Here is a 17,819-nt window from a genome sequence, read left to right on the forward strand (position 1 = left end):
GTGACCGCCATCACGGACGAGATGACGTCGCCGCTGGGTTTGACGACGTCGGGTAACCGCGCGGATCGTCCGGTCGTGGCAATTATCGGCGGCGGTTTTACCGGCGCGGCGCTCGCCTATCACCTGGCCGGAAGCCTTACTGCCGGCGCGGCGCGGATCATCGTCTATGAACCAAGGGCGACGCTTGGTGCGGGCCTCGCCTACGGCACGGATGATCCGGTCCACCGCATAAACGTGCCTGCCGCCCGCATGACGCTCGTGCCGGGCGATGACGAGCATTTTCAGCGCTGGCTCCTGGAAACCGGAGCGCTCGCGGACGACCCGCAGGCAACCATCGCGGATGGCCATGTCTTCGCCCGCCGGTCGACCTTCGGCCAGTACGTTTCTGCACAGCTCCAGCCGTTCATCGCCGCAGGAAGGATCGAGCATCGCCGAATCCGGGCGGAGGCCGCGACCCCGGCCTGGAGCGGAGGCTGGCATATCGACGCCGATGATGGGTCCCGGCTCACGGCCGACCTGATGGTTCTAGCGACAACCCATCCGAGCCCGACAGCTCCAGCGGCCCTCGATCGGGTGCTGGCCGGACATCCCCGCTACATAGCGGACGCCACTGTGGCCGGCGCATTGTCAAAAATCCGGCAACAGGATCGCGTCCTCGTGCTGGGCGCTGGCCTCACCGCCGCCGATGTCATCGCAGCGCTCGATGCGGTCGAACATCAGGGGCCGATCACAGCCGTCTCCCGTCGCGGTCTGCGTTCGCGCGGGCACAACCTCGCCCCGCAGGATCCGTTCGGCGAATTCGTCGTTCCACCGGTCCGCTCTGCACACGCCCTTCTCCGGCGTGTCCGCAGCACCCTCGCGGAGGCTCAAGTCGTGGGTGTGACCTGGCATGCGGTGTTCGACCGGCTGCGGGCGCAGGGTGGTGACATCTGGCGCGCGCTGCCGACAATCGAACGCCGACGCGTCGTGCGCTTCCTGCGTCCCTATTGGGACGTGCACCGGTTCCGCATCGCACCGCAGGTCGAAGGCGCAATCGACCGGCGTCTCGCCGCGGCCACGCTCGCCTTTCACGCTGCGTCGGTCCGCGAGGTCACTCGCGCGGTGGAGAACGACGAAATCTCCGTGACATTCCGGCAGCGCCACGGGCGGGGAACCTTTGAAAGCCGCTACGACGCGGTGATCGTGACGACCGGGCCGGACCATCGATCCATCCTGTCGAGCCAGCCGCTTGTCGCGCAGCTTGCCACGGCCGGCCTCTTGCAAGCTGACCCGGTAGGCCTTGGAATTGCGGTCGACGAAAACAGCCGCGTCATCCGGGCGGATGGCGGCATCGCGGAAACGCTCTACGTTGCAGGCCCGCTGGCGCGCGGGACATTCGGGGAACTGATGGGCCTGCCCCAGGTGACCGAGCATGCCGTTTTCGTCGCCGAGAGGATCGCCCTGACGGTGCGTGCCACGCAAAGCCGCGTCGGCAGGGCGACCGGCATTCTCTAGCCGCTCGGCTTGTTGATGTAGCTCGCATTGCCCAACCCCGTCCCGATCGTCACGGCGGCCCAGCCCGCCACGTCGGCCATGCGCGGGGCCTCCGACAATCCCTGCACGACGGCATCGTTGTGCATGATGACAAAGGTCGGCTGATCCATAATCCGCGGGATTGCCTTGCGAAGCGCTTCCGGCAGGTTGAAGTGCGTGCTTTCCCAGTTTCCTCCGGGAAGGTTCTGTCCGCCCCGCGCGATGGATCCGTCGGCTGCGATGATACCGGGACAGCCAATGCCGATCACCGGGGCGAGCGCGAGCTTCGCCTTCTCGGCCTTGGCGATGAGGCTCTCGATCATCCTGACGAGATGTTCGATGGTCGCGGTGCGCCGGGGCTCGTCGTCGGCATGGCGCCACAGCCGGGAATTCCACACCTTGGCACGGGAGAAGTCCGGCTTGTCGTCGAGGTTGAGCTTGACGACGCCGGCACGGATATTGGTTCCGCCGATATCGACGGCGAGGATCGCGTCATGCCCCTTGAGCATCCAGCCGGGAATGAGGTGGACCGCACCAACCAGTCCGGCCTCGTTGGGGTGGTGGGAGATTGCGACCAGTTCGACCTTCAGGCCTTCCGCCTTGAGCTGCAGCCCGGCGCGCGCGATTGCCAATGCACCGGCCTTGCTGTCGCTAAAACCACCACCGACGACGATCCTGCGCGTTTCCTGCCACGTTTCCTCCTTGAGGTAGCGCATGAGGATGGTGGCCAGTTCCTGTGCGAAATCATCGATTGCGGCACGCACGAGGGTCGCCGCTTCGGTCCCTTGCTCCTCAAGCAGCTTGTCGATTTCCTTCTTGGAAAGCTCGTCGGTCAGAACCGCGCCCAGTGGATCGGCACCACCTTCACGAACGCGCTTTCTCCAGCCCTGAATGATATCGCGAAAGGCGGATTTGTTGGCGCGGTCGCCGATAAAACCGTCCTTGTTGCGCAGTTCCAGATTGTAGCTTGCCACGTTCACGGTGGGCAGGTCGTCGGCGCCGTGGGTGACGGGCGGGTCATTGTCCTGCGTCGGTTTCGGCTTCATTTTCTGCTTGGCCATGCCGGCTCCTTGCCCGTGCGAGAAATGCGAGAGCACAATGCAGCGGATAAAAAGTTGTTCCTGTCGGGGCTTGCCGACTGGAGACAGCGATCTACTTGCTGGTCGATGAGCGAGCAGGAAAAGTTGCGGCCGTCGGATGCCGCAATCCGTCATCTGATCCGACGTCTCACCGACGAACCGGACCGCTGGGCGCTTTTTCTCGATATCGACGGGACGCTGCTCGATCTGGCAGCGCGGCCGGATGACATTCAGGTTCCCCTATCGTTGCCGCACGACCTCAATGCGGTTTCTGCCCGGCTGGGCGGGGCTCTTGCGCTCGTCACGGGGCGCAGCCTTCCTTACGCCGACAGGCTGTTTGCGCCGTTCCGCTTTCCGATCGCCGGGCTGCACGGCGCGGAATTTCGAAGCGCCGACGGCAAGACGGGCATGGTGTCTGCGACGCCATCCTTCGAGGGTTTGAAGCAGCGCCTCGTCGAGCAGACCGCCTGGATGGAGGGGGTACTGATCGAGGACAAGGGCGCGGCTGTTGCCGCGCATTACAGGCTGGCGCCCGCCTACAATACGGCGCTTGAACACCTCATGCAGAATGTCGCGGAGGAGGCCGGGCCGGACTGGGTGCTTCAGCCGGGCAAGATGGTTTTCGAAATCCGCCCCGCCCGCGCGGACAAGGGCGAAGCCGTCGCTTCCTATCTGGAGGAGCCGGGTTTCGCAGGAAGGTTGCCGATCGCGATCGGTGACGACCTGACGGATGAGACGATGTTTGCCCTTGCCAATGCGCGCGGGGGACAATCGATCCGGGTCGGTTCTCTCAATCCCGCCACCTGTGCGCTTTCAAGAGCATCGTCGCCTTCGGCCGTCCGCTCGGCGCTCGCCACCCTTGCCGTCGCAACCGCCGGCGAGCATCGGACGGCCGCATCCTGAAACAACTACTTCGGCGCTCTCTCACGGCCGCCGTACAGGCGGATGTCACACGGGTGTCAAGTGGCAGGGATAGGGAGCGGTTCTGTTTCCGAAGGATGCTCCCATGAAAACGCTCGTTTCTGCCGCTGCTCTGTTCACCGCCAGCCTCGTCGCACTTCCGGCCTTTGCCGAAAACCTCGTCCTTTACACCAGCCAGCCCAACGAAGACGCGCAGGCGACTGTCGACGGCTTCATGGCCGCCAATCCGGACATCAAGGTGGATTGGGTCCGCGACGGAACGCCGAAGATCATGGCCAAGCTTCAGGCCGAGATCGCTGCCGGCAATCCGGTTGCCGACGTGCTGCTGATCGCCGACACCGTCACGCTCGAGCGCCTGAAGCAGGATGGCAAGCTGCTCGCCTACGCCTCGCCGGAAGCCGCCAATTATGACGCCAGCCTTTACGACAAGGACGGCCACTACTATTCGACCAAGCTGATCACCACCGGCATCGTCTACAACACCGCCGCCGGCATGAAGCCCGCAAGCTGGCAGGACCTGGTAAAGGCCGATGCCAAGGGCCTCGTGACCATGCCGAGCCCGCTCACCTCGGGTGCCGCCCTCATTCATGCGCAGACGCTCACGGGCGTCGAGAGCCTCGGCTGGGCCTACTACAAGGCACTCGCCGAAAACGGCACGACGGCTGCCGGTGGCAACGGCGCCGTGCTGAAGGCCGTCGCCTCGGGCGAAAAGGCCTATGGCATGGTGGTCGACTACATGCCGATCCGCGAGAAGGCCAAGGGCGCGCCGGTCGAGTTCGTCTTCCCGGCCGAAGGCGTCTCTGCCGTCACCGAGCCGGTCGGCATCCTCGCTTCGTCCAAGAACGCCGAGGCTGCCAAGAAATTCGTCGATTATGTCCTGTCGGTCGAGGGCCAGGAAGGTTTTGTGAAGCTCGGTTACATCCCGGCTCGTAACGGCATTGCCATGCCGGAAGGCTTCCCGGCACGCGAGACCATCCGCGTGCTGCCGCTCGATGCCGCAACCGCACTCAAGAGCACCGATGCGGACCTGAAGGCTTTCTCCGATCACTTCGGCTCGAACTGAGGCTCGGCTACGGCCTTTCATGCACGGATATGTTCGTCCGGGAAACAGCCAGCCGGCCTGGCTGTTTCCGCTTATCGTCAGCGTGGTCCTCGTCCTTAGCGTGCTGCCCCTTACGCGGCTCGCCGTGACGGGTATCGCCGCCTTTGCGGGCGGTGGTGCGTTTGCCGTGCTCACCGATCGCACCCTCTGGTCGGCCACCTATTACACGCTGGTCACCGCCTTTCTCGGAACCGCCATCTCGCTGGTGATCGGCGCGTTCTTCGCCTTCGTGCTGACGCTCACGGACGTGCCGGCCAGGGGACCATTCAGCTTTCTGTTCGTGCTGCCGATGATGATCCCGCCCCAGGTGACGGCACTTGCCTGGGTACAGATGTCCGGTCCGTCCAGCCCGCTGCTCAAGGCCTTGCACATCGCGCCACCTCTCGGCTCGCCGCAGCCGCTCTATTCGGTCGGTGGCATTGCGCTGCTCTATGGCGTGCAGCACGCGCCGCTCGTCTATCTCGCGCTGAGAGCCGGGCTGTTGATCATTCCGCGCGATGGTATCGAGGCGGCGCGCCTCTCCGGTGCATCGGCCTTGCGCACCTTCCGCGATATCGTGCTGCCACTGGCGTTACCGGGCATGATCGCGGGCGCAGCGGTCGCCTTCGTTTCGTGCATCGGCAATTTCGGCATTCCCGCGATCCTCGGCATACCGGCCTCGATCTACACGCTGGCCACGCTGATCTTCACCAAGTTCGCCGCCTTTACGGATCAGACCTTCGGGGAAGTGGCCGTACTTTCCGGTGTCATCGGGCTGATTGCCGTGGCGGGGCTTGCCGTGCAGGAGCGGGCGCTCGGCGGCCGCGACTACCGCATTCTCGGCCACTCCGGTGCGGCGACCTCTTTCCAGATCGGGCGGTGGAAATTCGTCCTGATACCCCTGCTTGTGGTCGCACTTTTCTTCATGCTCGTCGCCCCCTTTCTCGCCCTCGTTGCCGGCGCGCTGGTCCCGGCCTTCGGCGTGCCGCTGACCTTGGAGACCCTGTCGTTCCATGCCTTCGAGGAGGTTCTGCTACGGCAGGTCGTGACGCGCACCGCCTTTGCCAATTCGGTTTTCCTCGCCGCGGTCACTGCGGGTGGTTTGCTCGGCCTGTCGGTGCTCGCCGGCTATGTGCTAACCCGTCGGCGCGATGCCGCTGCGCGCCTTGTCGCCAGCCTGATCGAGATTCCCTATGCGCTGCCCGGTATCATCGTCGCGGTCGCCTTCATCCTGGTCTTTGCCGCGCCGCTGCCGGTGTTCAACGTCACGCTCTACGGCACGATCTGGATCATCCTCCTTGCCTATTTCGCGAGCTTCTTCGCCGTCAGCCTCAAACCGGTCGTCAGCGCCTATCGACAGCTCGATCCGGGACTGGAGGAAGCGGCGCGGCTGGCCGGCGCCGGTTTCTTCCGACGCCTCATGGATATTCTCCTGCCGCTCGTGGCACCGGCGGCCGGCGCGTCGGTCATTCTCGTCTTCCTTATCGCCTGTAACGAGCTGACGGTATCGGCTCTGCTCTGGTCTGCGGGTACGCAGACGCTGGGCGTCGTCATCTACAATCTCGATGACAGCGGCAGTTCCGATCTCGCCTCGGCACTGTCGGTGCTCGTGGTGGTCCTGGTCGTCCTCATGATGCTGCTGCTCGAACTGATGGCAAAATACCTGCCGAGAGGGGTGGTGCCATGGCGAAGCTGATCCTCAACAATGTCAGCAAGGATTTCGGCACGGGTCGCCCAGTAGTGAGTGGCTTGTCGCTGGATGTCCGCGAGGGCGGTTTTCTGGCGCTGCTCGGTCCCTCCGGCTGCGGCAAGACCACAGTGCTGCGCATGATCGCCGGCTTCGAGGCGCCGAGCGACGGGGCGATCTATCTCGGCGAGCGGCTGCTTGCCGATTCCGAAAAGTCCCTGCCGCCGGAGCGGCGCAACATGGCCATGGTGTTCCAGTCCTATGCGCTCTGGCCGCACATGACCGTCGCCGAGAATGTCGGCTATCCGCTGAAGGTGCGCGGCGTATCGAAGGAAATCCACCACACGCGAATAGGCGAGGCGCTCGATACCGTCCGGCTTGCAGACTACGCCGACCGGCGTCCGGCGGACCTGTCCGGCGGGCAGCGGCAACGGGTGGCGCTCGCCCGCTGCCTTGTCACCCAGCCGGACGTGGTGCTGCTCGACGAGCCGCTCGCCAATCTCGACCGGCATCTGCGGCAGGAAATGGAAGAGACCTTTCGTGAATTCCACCGGCGCTCCGGCGCCACGATGGTCTATGTCACGCACGATCAGAGCGAAGCCATGGCGCTTGCAACGGATATTGCCGTCATGTCGCAGGGAAAACTCCTGCAAGTGGCGCCGCCAGAGGAAATCTATGCCCGGCCGGAGGGCCGGCTTGTCGGCGGTCTCATTGGTCGCGGCGCCATTCTGTCGCTTGCCCTGCCGGATAGGGCACCTCGGAGGATTCCGTCGCAGATGCTGCATGAGAGCCTCGCCGTACCATCGCCCTCCGATAGACCGATGGCCGACGTCCTCGTTCGGCCGGAGGATGTCCAGCCGTCGGGAGAGGGGATTGCGACGCGCGTTCGCGCCTCGCTCTACGAGGGTGAGCGATACAGCCTCACCCTCGAACTCGGCGACGGCCAGATCCTGCGCGCCTTCAGTCGCCATCGGCCGCACATCGACGAAACGATACATGTGACGATCGCCGGTGCCTGGCGGCTGTAGAAAACCTTCGTCATCAGCGGGTGATCACCGGAACCAAACACCCTTCTGAGAATTTCTGCGCGAATTGGTTGATCTTAGCAGACAAGGCGGCAGATCGTGCGAAATGAAGAATATCCGCTCCATGTCGAGGCAAATCCGCGCTCTCCCATCATCCAGCCGGGACAGAATGCCTGGCAGGTGGCAACAGCCGACCGGCTCGGTGTTCTCGTTGATGGCGAGGCGTATTTCCAGGCGCTGGAACGTGTTTTGGAGCAGGCACGCAACGAAATCTGGATTGTTGGCTGGGATTTCAATCCGGACATTCCGGTTCGCCCGGGAGAACCACGGTCGCCGACGCTCGGCGCCTTCCTGCTGAGGCTCGTCGAGGAGCGCCCTGATCTGACCATTCGTGTCCTCGTTTGGGCGATGGGGCCGGTCTATTCCGGCAAATCGCTGAAAATGTTCCGCAAGCGGCGCTGGTCTTCCCATCCCCGCATCAGGCTCGCTTTCGACAGCCGCCATCCGATCCGTGGCTCTCACCACCAGAAGTTTGTCGTGGTCGACGACCGTGTCGCCTTTGTCGGCGGCATCGACCTGACGGCGAAACGCTGGGACACCAGCGACCACAGCGTCGATGACCCGCGCCGCACCATGCCTTCGGGCGAGCGCTACGAGCCCGTGCACGACATGCAGGTGGTGATGGATGGGGACGCGGCGCGGCTGGTGGGCGAACTCGCACGCCGGCGATGGTCACACGCCACCGACGAGGCGGTTCCGGTTTGCACGGGCCAGAGTGCCGCGAGCCTTGATGATCTCTCCGCCGACATGATCAATACCAGCGTCGCCTTTGCCCGAACCGAGCCGGGAATTCGCGGGCGTCCGGCTGCGCGAGAGGCGATGGACCTCACCCTTGCCGCGCTCTCGGCGGCGCGCGAGCACATCTATATCGAAAGCCAGTATTTTGCCTCGAAGACGATTTGCGACCTGCTGTGCGAAAAGCTTGCCGACCCTGTCGGTCCGGAGGTCGTCGTGATCTCGACGTTGAGTTCCCACGGCACGATCGAGCGCCTCGTGCTCGGCGCCAACCGCGACCGCTTCATCCGACGGCTCAGCCAATGCGACAAGCATGGTCGCCTGCGTGCTTTCTATCCCGTCGTGCCTAAACCGGATGGGACAGAACAGGAGATCATCATCCATTCCAAAACCATCGTGGTCGACGATGTGTTCCTGCGCGTCGGTTCGTCCAATCTCAACCAGCGTAGCGAAGGGCTTGATACGGAGCTTGACGTGGCAATCGAGGCGCGGACGGATGCGGAACGCGCGAGCATCGTTGCCTTGCGCGACCGGTTCGCGGCGGAACATCTGGATGTGGAGCCTGCCGCATTCGGGGCAGCTGTCCGTGCGAAAGGCTCTCTTGTAGGGGCAATCGACGCGTTCAATACGCGGGAGCGTGGCCTGAGGCCATTTCTGCAGGCTGAGGGCCGGGGTGCCATCGAACCGGTTTTCGGAACGGGGCTTGTTGACCCGGTAGCACCCTGGTGGCCTCTTTCTGCATGGCTGCGATCGGCGCACACCTTCGCGCGGCGTCAGCTTGGATTGTCACGCAGGCCGGCTTCGTCCTTCGATCCGAGCAAGGCTTCGCTCGCCAGTAGCGAGACGAGCCCTAACGGCAGCGGGATGAAGAAATAGACGACACGGAAAGCGATCAACGCGCCGATCGAGGCGGAACTCCCGAGCAGGAAGGAAATCGCTGCCTCCAAGACGCCGATCCCGCCCGGCACATGGCTCACAAGTGCCGTGAGATTGCCGACGACATAGGCGGCGGTGGTTTCCATGTAGCTTGCCGCGCCATCAAGAAGCTGATGCAGGCAGGCCGCGACGAAGGCAAAGTTGACTGTGCCGACACAGATTTGCAGGGCGGCAAGATGCGGTTTCGGCAAGGCAAAGTGCCAGCTTTTCACCTTCAATTCGCCGCGCACGAAGACGGCCAGCAGGAGGTAAGCGGCGCACACCGCAAGGCAGCAGAAGCCGAGCGCGATGGACGCCGTCGTTCCCAGCCCGGCAACCTTGCCGGCCGTACCGGGGAGCACGAGAAGGCAGAGCCCGGCAAGTGTGATCAGGCCGAGACCGACCGTAACGCCGCAGAAGACGATCAGCTTGGCGATCTCTTCGGCATTCAAGCCCCAGCGTGCATAGAAGCGGTAGCGCACGGCGCCGCTGCTGAGGGCCGCAACGCCAACATTGTGCCCGATCGACAGGCTTGTGAAGGAGGCGAGCGCCGCGCGTGGATAGGCAAGCGGTTTGCCGACGTAACGCAAACCGAGAAAATCGAAGAGCGTCAGGCAAAAATAGGAACAGGCCGCGAAGGCAAGCGCGAAAACCATGTTCGTTCGCGGGATGGCGGCGATTGAAGCCTGGATATCCTGCCAGGAGTACTGGTTCAAAGCCCGGTAGACCAGATAGCCGGCGACGAGAACGGCGCAGGCGACAAGCGCGTGGAGCAGGTGGGTGCGATTCATTCGGTCTGTCTTTCCTCACTCGGTGGAGCGGGAACGAAAACAAGCCTTTCCGTGTTCCGACGGCGACAAACAATTGAAAGGAAAGGCATGGGCAGGCGGCTCAGGATCGCGACCTACAATGTGCACAGCTGCTTTGGCACCGACCGCAAGCTCGACCCGGCGCGGATCGCTGCGGTGATTGCGGAATGCGAAGCGGACATCGTTGCGCTCCAGGAGGTCGACGTGGCGCGCGCCCGCAGCGGTGGCATCGACCAGGCACAGACGATTGCTTCGCATCTGCAAATGATGTCGCATTTTCACCCCGCACTTCATCTCGAGGAGGAGCGCTATGGTGATGCGCTCCTGACGGCGCTTCCGACACGTCTCGTCAAGGCGGACGGCCTGCCGTCGCGCGGAGAACCGCGCGGCGCGCTCTGGGTCGAAGTGCCGGTCGAGGCGATAAAGCTCCAGATTTTCGTCACCCATCTCGGTCTCCTCGGCGCGGAGCGCGTGCGGCAGACAGAAGCTCTGATCGGTCCGGGCTGGCTCGGCGCTCCGATGCCGGAGGGGTCGCGCGTCCTGCTTGCCGGGGACCTCAATGCCATAGCGCGCTCGGCCTCGTATCGGATGGTGGCGCGCCGGCTGCGTGACGTGCAGGTCGAGGCGGGTGGCAGGCCGCGGCCGACATTTCCCTCGCGCCTGCCGCTCCTGCGGATCGATCACATGTTTGTCGGTGAGGGGATCCGCGTGCACAGAGCCTTCGTCCACGACAGCCCGCTTGCCCGCCGGGCCTCGGATCACCTGCCGCTCTGTGCCGATCTGGAAATCGGATAGCGGACAAATCGCGGCAGACAGGGAACTTCCGTCCGTCGTCGCAATTTATCGTTTTGCCTTGAAAGGAGGAAAAAATGGAAAACCATTCGGATGTCCAGTTGCATTTCGATGTCTTGAGCTGCCGGGCGCTCCTGTGCTGCGCCGGCAAGGAATACATCTTGCCGGATACCTATCCGAGCCGGGAGGCAGCCCATGCCGCGGCGCAGACGTTCGTCCGCGAAACGCTCGGTTTGAAGGATGACCGCGATCACGCTTCCGGCGATGTTGCAATCTGGCTGCGGTGAAAAACGCTCCTCAAAGGAAAGCGTGACGCCCGGTCTCAACAGGAGGTTTCGGTCATGCCGGCAAAATCAAAAGCGCAACAAAAGGCCGCCGGGGCCGCTCTGGCGGCAAAACGCGGCGACATGAAGAAGAGCGAGTTGAAGGGGGCTTCAAAGAGCATGGAAAAATCCATGTCCGAAAACCAGTTGGAGGAATTGGCATCGACGAAACGCAAGGGCAAGCCCGAGCACGTGCCGAAAACCGACTGACGCCTACCGCAACCTCGCGGCAGGCGTCAAATTCCGAAAAAGTGCATGGCGGCGTGTCGAAAGCACTGCTTAAATACCGCCCATGCAGAGATATTTCATTTCGAGATAGTCCTCCAGCCCGTGGCGCGAGCCTTCGCGGCCGATACCGGATTGTTTCATGCCGCCGAACGGTGCTGCTTCGGAAGACATGCGGCCCGTATTGATCCCGACCATTCCGTATTCCAAGGCTTCCGCCACCCGCCAGACCCGGCTGAGGTTCGATGCATAGAAATAGGCGGCGAGGCCGTAGATCGTGTCGTTCGCTTCGCGCACCACCTGGTCGGCATCGTCAAAGCGGATGATCGGCGCCAGCGGGCCGAAGGTTTCCTCCTGGGCCACGCGCATGGTGTGAGATATGCCGGTCAGCACGGTCGGCGCGTAAAAGGTACCCACGCCGTCGATCCGCCGGCCACCGCAGCGGATGCTTCCACCCTTTTCGACCGCGTCGGCGACATGCGCCTCGATCTTGGCGCGGGCGCGCGTGTCGATCAGCGGGCCGATCGCGACGCCCGGATCGAAACCGTCGCCGACGGAAAGCGTCTCGACGCGTTCGGTGAATTTCCGCGCGAACTCGTCATGGACGCCGGACTGAACATAGAGTCGGTTGGCGGAGACGCAGGTCTGCCCGGCATTGCGGAACTTGGCCTGTATGGCGCCATCTACCGCGGCGTCCACATCAGCGTCGTCGAAAACGATGAAGGGCGCGTTGCCGCCGAGTTCCAGGCTGAGCTTCTTCACCTGATCGGAGCACTGGCGCATGAGGAGCCGCCCCACTTCCGTCGAGCCGGTGAAGCTGATCTTGCGAACCTTTGGGTGCGAGCAGAGTTCCCGTCCGACGACATCGCCATCGGACGCATAGATGAGATTGACCACGCCGGACGGAAAACCCGCTTTTTCAGCAAGTGCGAACATCGCACCCGCCACCAGCGGCGTCTGTTCGGCGGGCTTCAGCACGACCGTGCAACCGGCAGCGAGCGCCGGCGAGATCTTGCGCGCCACCATCGAGGCCGGAAAATTCCATGGCGTGATCGCACCGACAACGCCGATCGGCTGCTTGATGACCAGCATGCGGCGATCCCGCGACGGCGCCGGTATGGTTTCGCCGTAGATCCGGTTGGCTTCCTCGGCATACCATTGCAGATAGGCGGCGGCGTGCGAGACTTCTGATTTCGCCTCGGCAAGCGGCTTTCCCATTTCGGCGGTCAGGATGGTGGCGAGATCGTCGGTGTGGCGCACGATCAGCTGGTGCCAGCGCCACAGCGTATCCGAGCGTTCGCGGGCGGTCTGCGCGGCCCATTCCGTCTGCGCTTCGGATGCCCGCTCGATCGCCGCGCGGGTTTCGTCCACGCCCATGTCCGGGAGTTCGGCCAGGATTTCGCCCGTCGCGGGATTGAAGACCTCGAAGGTTTCCCGATTTGTAGGCCTGCCCAGCCAGGCGGCATCAGCGATACGTTCGAACAGGCCCGGCTCGGCAAGCCGGCGCATAAGATTGTTTGACAGAGTCACGTTGTATCCTCCCGGCTGTCCGGCTCTTATCTTCGGGAGCTACAGCTGAATTCTTTGCCAGACAATGCCCGACGTTCATCTCGGCAGGGAGGGGGCGAATTGTCACCGGTACAAATCACAGGCCGAACCGTCTATTGCGGCGTCTCGCTCTTGATTTCCCGCAGCAGGTCCCGTGCCTTGTAGAAGTTGGGATTGCGTCCGAGCACATGCTCCAGATCGGCCACCGCCTTGTCGGCCCGCCCTGTTTCCCGCAAGGCGACGGCACGGCCATAATAGGTTTCCTCATTGTCGAGCTTCAGCGCGATGACCGTGTCGAAATCGGCAATTGCCTGATCGTATTGCTTCCTGTCGAGGAAAACGATGGCCCGATTTTGCTGGGCACTTCTTTGCCGCGGATCGAGTTGGAGGGCACGGTCGAAATCTGCCAGTGCCTTCTCTAGCTTGCCGTCTCGGCGATAGATTTCCCCACGGTTGTTGTAGTGGTCGGCATGGTTCGGATTGAGCGCGACGGCCTTGTCCAGGTCGACAAAGGCGCCGTCGAAGTCGCCGAGGCGATAGCGGACGAAGCCGCGGGAGGAGAGGGCCACGTCATCGCCCGGATTGAGGGCGAGGGCCTTGTCCAAATAGGCAAGTGCCGGCCTGTTGTCATCCTGTTCGGCGTGGCTGACGCCGAGGTTGCGCTGGTACTCCGCATTGTCGGGGTCCCGTTCGACCGCGCGCCTGAAATCCTCTGCAGCGCGCACAAAATCACCTTTTGCGACATAGGCGGAACCCCGCAGATTGTACCAGGACGCCTGCCTGCCATCGAGCTCAATCGCTTTGTCGAAGTCGGCGATGCCACGATCGATCTCTCCTTTGTATATCCATGCCGAACCCCGGCTCTGAATGCTCTCGGCGCGCTGCGGCTCGAGGCGCAGAGCTTCGTCGAAATCGACGATCGCCCGGTCGAACTGCTTTTTCATCGCATAGGCAGTGCCGCGCGACGTGTAGGAGCTGGCGGTGGGTTTGCGCCTTATCGCCTCGTTGAAATCGGCGATGCCCTTGTCGAGTGCGCCGGACTTCGTGTGGGCCACTCCGCGCCCCTGGTAGCTCTCCGCCCATGTAGGATCGAGTTTCAGGGACTCGTCGAAGTCGGCGATGGATCGGCCGAAGTCACCGGCTTCGAGATAGGCCCGGGCGCGGTTCTGGTAGGCGACCGCATTGTTGGGAAGCATCTCGATGACGGTGGCAAAATCGGCCGCCGCCTGTTCGGGGCGCCCTGCAAACAGGTGAGCCATGCCGCGCTTGTTGTAGGAAATGGGGTTGGTGGGGTCGAGCCGGATCGCTCGGTTGAGATTCTCGATCGTTTCTATCGGCGTGTTGCCGCTCAAGCTGTCCTGCGCTCCCACAGGAGTGAAGCAAGCCGCCATCAGAACGATCATCGCACCAAACACAGCTTTCATCGCCGAAACCCTCTCCACCGCACGCAGGGGCACCGAATCTAGACAGGCATGCTGTCGAGTACGACCCTGTTTCGATGAAAGGACCCGCACAGGCGGTGAGCGACGAGACCGAAGACGGTCTTCTCAGTTTTAGGGCTCCCGTGAGGAGCGCTCCAGGCTGCGCCCCAGAACCCCGAGGAAGATCGCGAAGAAACCTTTCGGTTCCTGCGGGGCATGGGCGTGCACGTCGCCGTAGGTTTGCGCAAGGAACCGGTAGCTGTCCAGCCTTTCGGCGGGAATATAGCCCGGCGCCTGTGCCGGGGATTGGCGCAGGCAATACCAATCGACGACGAGGTCCAGCATCGGGCAACCCCGCAACCGGGTAGTATCGGCGCCGAATGTCGATGCGTGTTCCTCGACGGCATGTGCCATGCCGCCTGCCATCAACTGGCAAAGATCCCAGAGCGTCATGCCGCGCACGCGCGCTGCCATTTCCGGCGGCCACTCTTTTGGCAGGTAACGCTGAGCGGTCAGGGAGTGCATGTGTCGATAGAGGAAATCACCATAAGTGCCAGCTTCTAAGACAGAATCTGGCTCCGCACCCATTTGGTAGTGCTCCGCGCGATAGAGCGCAACCAGGTCGGCACCGAGGGGGTCGCCGGAGAGCGACACGCTCTCGACCACCGGGGTTTTGCCTCCCGTTTCGACGACAACGAAGCCTGCCGGGAAGGCGACGAGCGAGGGCACGGCGATGTTGGTGAGCCTGCGGCCTTCGATATCAAGCTCGGAGCGGGCTTCGACATGCAGATGGCCACTGAAATGTAGCTCGATGCCCGCCTTCGCCAGCGTCTCCGCGACCTGTCGATGGGGCGTGCGCTTGGCGACGTTCGTCTCGCCGAACAGTGTCCTTTCGCTTCCCGTGTCATCCTCGAAGGGATCGATCGCCGGATAATGCGAGAAGGCGAGCAGTTGCTTGCCTTGCTCTTTCGCGCGCCGTGCGACGTCGGCTATCCAATCGATAAGGTAGGGTTTGACGCGCAACAGCGCGTTCCAGCCGGCATCGGAACTGTCGAGGAATGCCTTCTTGCGGGCGATGTCGCGCTTGCCGTTACGCGGTTCAAAGACATTGGCGTCAATCAGCAGCAGCCAGAGACCGTCCTCCGGCTCGACCAGATAGGAAGCGTCCATCAACCGGCGCACGGTCTGCCCGTCGGCGGAGACAAGGTCGTGCTGGCGAAGATCCGGGTCGTCGCTTTCGCCAAATGGCGTTTCCCAGTGCAGATAGCCTGGCTGGTGGAAATAGCCGAAATCCCGCATGGATATGAGGCCGGCGGGCACGCCGTCGCAGTACATTTTCGGTGTAACGACCGGCTGGCCGGGATCGCTTGCCGCTTTTTCGGCATCGCTCGTGACTAGCGTGGTGCCGCCGGATGCATCGACGTAGCGGGTGTCTCGGTGTTTGCCGAGTGGTCCGAAGACGTCGTGGTTGCCGGGCGTTGCATAGAAGGAAAGCCCGTGCCGGGCGCGGTAGTGTTCGAGCAGGCGGGCGAGGCTTGCCGTGGTTTCGCGCTGTCCGTCGTCGGTATAGTCGCCGAGCAGCACGACATGGCGGATACCCTTGGCGACGACCCGGTCCAGGGCTGCCATGAGCGCCGCGAAACTCTCGTTGAACACCCGTGTCGAGCCGGCGGTATCCGCCCACGTCCGGACCGTCAGCTTGCGGCCATTCAGCGAAATCCCGGCGAAATCGTAATCGCCTTCGATATCGTGGAAGTGAGCGTCCGCGATGACGGCGACAGCCGGCATGGCCGTCAGGGCCTTCTGCGGTAGAGGAAGTAGCGGCGGTTGTCGACGGTCGCAGGCAGCGGCAACGGCTCCAGCGACGCGTGGTCGAGCGGCAGGCCGCTGATGGCGATGCCGCCTGTTGCAAGCGCCCGGCTGACGATATCCGGCAGCCAGGTCAGGGTGATCGCGTCCTTCTCGTCGTAGCCCGTGCCGATATCGGCATGGACGAGCGCTGCGGTACCGTCGGCATAGGCTTCGGCGGTTTGTGCGATCTCGCCGAGGATCAGGTCGCCCGGCTCCGGCATGGAAGACGAATGCGCCCCGAGCGCCCGGTCGAACGCGATGATCCGCCGGCCCGGGAATTTTTCACGTAGGTGATCGAACGTGCGGCCATTGCCGAGCCCGATCTCCAGAATGCCCCCTTCGGTGGGAAGCGGAAGCGTTTCGCTGACATGGTTGATCACGTCGCGCTGCGCCGACATGCGGCGGATGAAGCTTTCCAGACGGCTCATGGCTATGCCTTGATGATCGCGTCGCCGGCGATATTGCGGCGTGCGAAGACGTTGCGGGTGTCGATGATGAGGTCGCTCCATGCGGCAAGCGCCGCGTAGTCGACGCTGTCATGATCGGTGGCGATGAGCACGGCATCGAACGCCCGGACCGTGTCCTCGCTCCAGACGATCGATGGCCGTCCCTTGAAGGCGCCATATTCGCGCGTCGGCGGTATCTCGGGCACATAGGGGTCGTAGTAATCGACCGACCCGCCGCGTTCCTCGATCAGTTCGATCAGCTTGAGCGACGGGCTTTCGCGGATATCCGGAACGTTCTTCTTGTAGGCGAGGCCGATGATCAGCACTTTCGAGCGGCTCAGCGCCTTGCCCAGGCGCCTGTCGAGCGCTTCGGCAAGCTTGCCGATCACATGGCGGGGCATGGCAGAATTGATCTCGCCGGCAAGCTCGATGAAGCGGGTCGGCAGCTCGTAGGCGCGCGAGGCCCAGGTCAGGTAGAAGGGGTCGATCGGAATGCAATGCCCGCCAAGGCCGGGGCCGGGATAGAACGGCATGTAGCCGAAGGGCTTCGAACTGGCGGCGTCGATCACCTCCCAGATGTCGATGCCCATGGCCTCGTAGATCACCTTCAGTTCGTTCACCAACGCGATATTGACGGCGCGGAAGACGTTTTCCGTCAGCTTCACGGCTTCGGCGGTGGCGGTGGACGAGACGGGCACTATAGTCTTGACGACCGCGCCGTAGAAGGCGGCCACGAGGGTCTGCGCCTCGGCGCCATCGCCGGCGACGACCTTCGGTATCGTCGAGGTCTGGAATTCCCGGTTGCCGGGGTCTTCCCGCTCCGGCGAGAAACCGAGGAAGAAGTCTTCGCCCGATTTCAGGCCTGCGGCCTCCAGCGTGCGACGCACGAGGCCGTCGGTCGTGCCGGGATAGGTGGTCGATTCCAGCACCACGAGCTGGCCGCGCCGCAACGTGCGGACGATGTCCCGGCAGGTCTTCTCGACGAAGCTCATGTCGGGATCGCGATGATGGGTCAGCGGCGTCGGCACGCAGATGGCGATGACGTCGCAGTCGGCAAGCCTGCCGAAATCGGAGGTCGCGCCGAATCGGCCAGCGCGGTGTTCTTCGGCGAGAATGTCGCTCGGAACCGCTTCGATATAGCTGCGCCCGGCATCGATCGCGACGATCTTGTGGGGATCGATGTCGAAGCCGGTCACGCTGAACCCTGCACGCGCGACCGTGATGGCGAGCGGCAATCCGACATAACCGAGGCCGATAACGCCGATATGCGCCTCACGCGACTGGATACGTGCGAGCAGCGTTTCATAAGCATGCAAGGCAGTTGGCATCCGTGCTCCGGGCTCATATACAGGGTCGGCGAGTTCAGATGGGAGAGTTTACCCCGCCTGT

Annotated in this window: 16 protein-coding genes; 9 read left to right on the forward strand and 7 right to left on the reverse strand. The window is 63.3% G+C overall.

All coding sequences use genetic code 11. The annotated features are described in order from the left end of the window. The first annotated feature begins 21 nt into the window (after nt 1–21). On the forward strand, nt 22–1,494 hold the full coding sequence (locus BSY16_RS27010; protein ID WP_069063729.1) for an FAD/NAD(P)-binding protein: 1,473 nt from the start codon (nt 22–24) through the stop codon (nt 1,492–1,494). Here the strand turns inward: BSY16_RS27010 and BSY16_RS27015 are convergent. Continuing rightward, nucleotides 1,491–2,573, reverse strand: coding sequence for an ROK family protein (locus BSY16_RS27015; protein WP_069062864.1), 1,083 nt, complete (start codon nt 2,571–2,573; stop codon nt 1,491–1,493). The genes BSY16_RS27010 and BSY16_RS27015 overlap by 4 nt on opposite strands. A 105-nt stretch (nt 2,574–2,678) precedes the next feature. Here BSY16_RS27015 and otsB point away from each other — a divergent pair, with 105 nt between their 5' ends. The 5 genes from otsB (at nt 2,679) to BSY16_RS27040 (ending at nt 8,976) form a co-directional block, all read left to right on the forward strand. Next, entirely contained in the window at nt 2,679–3,494 is an 816-nt protein-coding gene (gene otsB, locus BSY16_RS27020; RefSeq protein WP_069062865.1) for a trehalose-phosphatase, read from the forward strand. A 103-nt stretch (nt 3,495–3,597) separates the two neighbouring features. Next, nucleotides 3,598–4,575, forward strand: a complete 978-nt coding sequence (locus BSY16_RS27025) for an ABC transporter substrate-binding protein (protein WP_069062866.1) — start codon at nt 3,598–3,600, stop codon at nt 4,573–4,575. 19 nt (nt 4,576–4,594) lie between these two features. Next, complete coding sequence (locus BSY16_RS27030) at nt 4,595–6,289, forward strand: ABC transporter permease (RefSeq protein ID WP_069062867.1); 1,695 nt, start codon at nt 4,595–4,597, stop codon at nt 6,287–6,289. Next, nucleotides 6,277–7,308, forward strand: coding sequence for an ABC transporter ATP-binding protein (locus BSY16_RS27035; RefSeq protein WP_069062868.1), 1,032 nt, complete (start codon nt 6,277–6,279; stop codon nt 7,306–7,308). The genes BSY16_RS27030 and BSY16_RS27035 overlap by 13 nt, the downstream gene beginning before the upstream one ends. A gap of 96 nt (nt 7,309–7,404) precedes the next feature. Next, entirely contained in the window at nt 7,405–8,976 is a 1,572-nt protein-coding gene (locus BSY16_RS27040; protein WP_069062869.1) for a phospholipase D-like domain-containing protein, read from the forward strand. Here the strand turns inward: BSY16_RS27040 and BSY16_RS27045 are convergent. After that, complete coding sequence (locus BSY16_RS27045; RefSeq protein WP_069062870.1) at nt 8,874–9,806, reverse strand: lysylphosphatidylglycerol synthase domain-containing protein; 933 nt, start codon at nt 9,804–9,806, stop codon at nt 8,874–8,876. The two genes, BSY16_RS27040 and BSY16_RS27045, sit on opposite strands and share 103 nt — an antisense overlap. Before the next feature lie 87 nt (nt 9,807–9,893). Between BSY16_RS27045 and BSY16_RS27050 the strand changes: the two genes are divergently transcribed. The 3 genes from BSY16_RS27050 to BSY16_RS27060 all read left to right on the forward strand — a co-directional run bounded on the left by BSY16_RS27050 (nt 9,894) and on the right by BSY16_RS27060 (nt 11,149). Next, nucleotides 9,894–10,619: an endonuclease/exonuclease/phosphatase family protein gene (locus BSY16_RS27050; protein ID WP_069062871.1), complete on the forward strand. Its 726-nt coding sequence runs from the start codon at nt 9,894–9,896 to the stop codon at nt 10,617–10,619. A 74-nt stretch (nt 10,620–10,693) separates the two neighbouring features. Next, nucleotides 10,694–10,903: a hypothetical protein gene (locus BSY16_RS27055; protein WP_069062872.1), complete on the forward strand. Its 210-nt coding sequence runs from the start codon at nt 10,694–10,696 to the stop codon at nt 10,901–10,903. 54 nt (nt 10,904–10,957) lie between these two features. Then, a complete protein-coding gene (locus tag BSY16_RS27060) occupies nt 10,958–11,149 on the forward strand; it encodes a DUF3008 family protein (protein WP_069062873.1) in 192 nt (63 codons plus the stop codon). Nucleotides 11,150–11,218: 69 nt separating this feature from the next. On the opposite strand, the gene BSY16_RS27065 is transcribed toward BSY16_RS27060, so the two are convergent. From BSY16_RS27065 to BSY16_RS27085, 5 genes are all read right to left on the reverse strand, one after another. After that, complete coding sequence (locus BSY16_RS27065; RefSeq protein ID WP_069062874.1) at nt 11,219–12,673, reverse strand: NAD-dependent succinate-semialdehyde dehydrogenase; 1,455 nt, start codon at nt 12,671–12,673, stop codon at nt 11,219–11,221. A gap of 152 nt (nt 12,674–12,825) precedes the next feature. Further along, complete coding sequence (locus BSY16_RS27070) at nt 12,826–14,226, reverse strand: tetratricopeptide repeat protein (RefSeq protein ID WP_150130159.1); 1,401 nt, start codon at nt 14,224–14,226, stop codon at nt 12,826–12,828. A 39-nt stretch (nt 14,227–14,265) separates the two neighbouring features. Continuing rightward, nucleotides 14,266–15,921 carry a metallophosphoesterase family protein gene (locus BSY16_RS27075; RefSeq protein ID WP_069062876.1) on the reverse strand — a complete coding sequence of 552 codons (1,656 nt, stop codon included), beginning with the start codon at nt 15,919–15,921 and terminating at the stop codon, nt 14,266–14,268. Between the two features lie 5 nt (nt 15,922–15,926). After that, nucleotides 15,927–16,412: a class I SAM-dependent methyltransferase gene (locus tag BSY16_RS27080; protein ID WP_069062877.1), complete on the reverse strand. Its 486-nt coding sequence runs from the start codon at nt 16,410–16,412 to the stop codon at nt 15,927–15,929. A gap of 2 nt (nt 16,413–16,414) precedes the next feature. Then, nucleotides 16,415–17,758, reverse strand: coding sequence for a nucleotide sugar dehydrogenase (locus tag BSY16_RS27085; RefSeq protein WP_069062878.1), 1,344 nt, complete (start codon nt 17,756–17,758; stop codon nt 16,415–16,417). Between the last annotated feature and the right edge of the window lie 61 nt (nt 17,759–17,819).

Origin of the sequence: Sinorhizobium sp. RAC02 (assembly GCF_001713395.1) — a bacterium.
Lineage (GTDB): Bacteria > Pseudomonadota > Alphaproteobacteria > Rhizobiales > Rhizobiaceae > Shinella.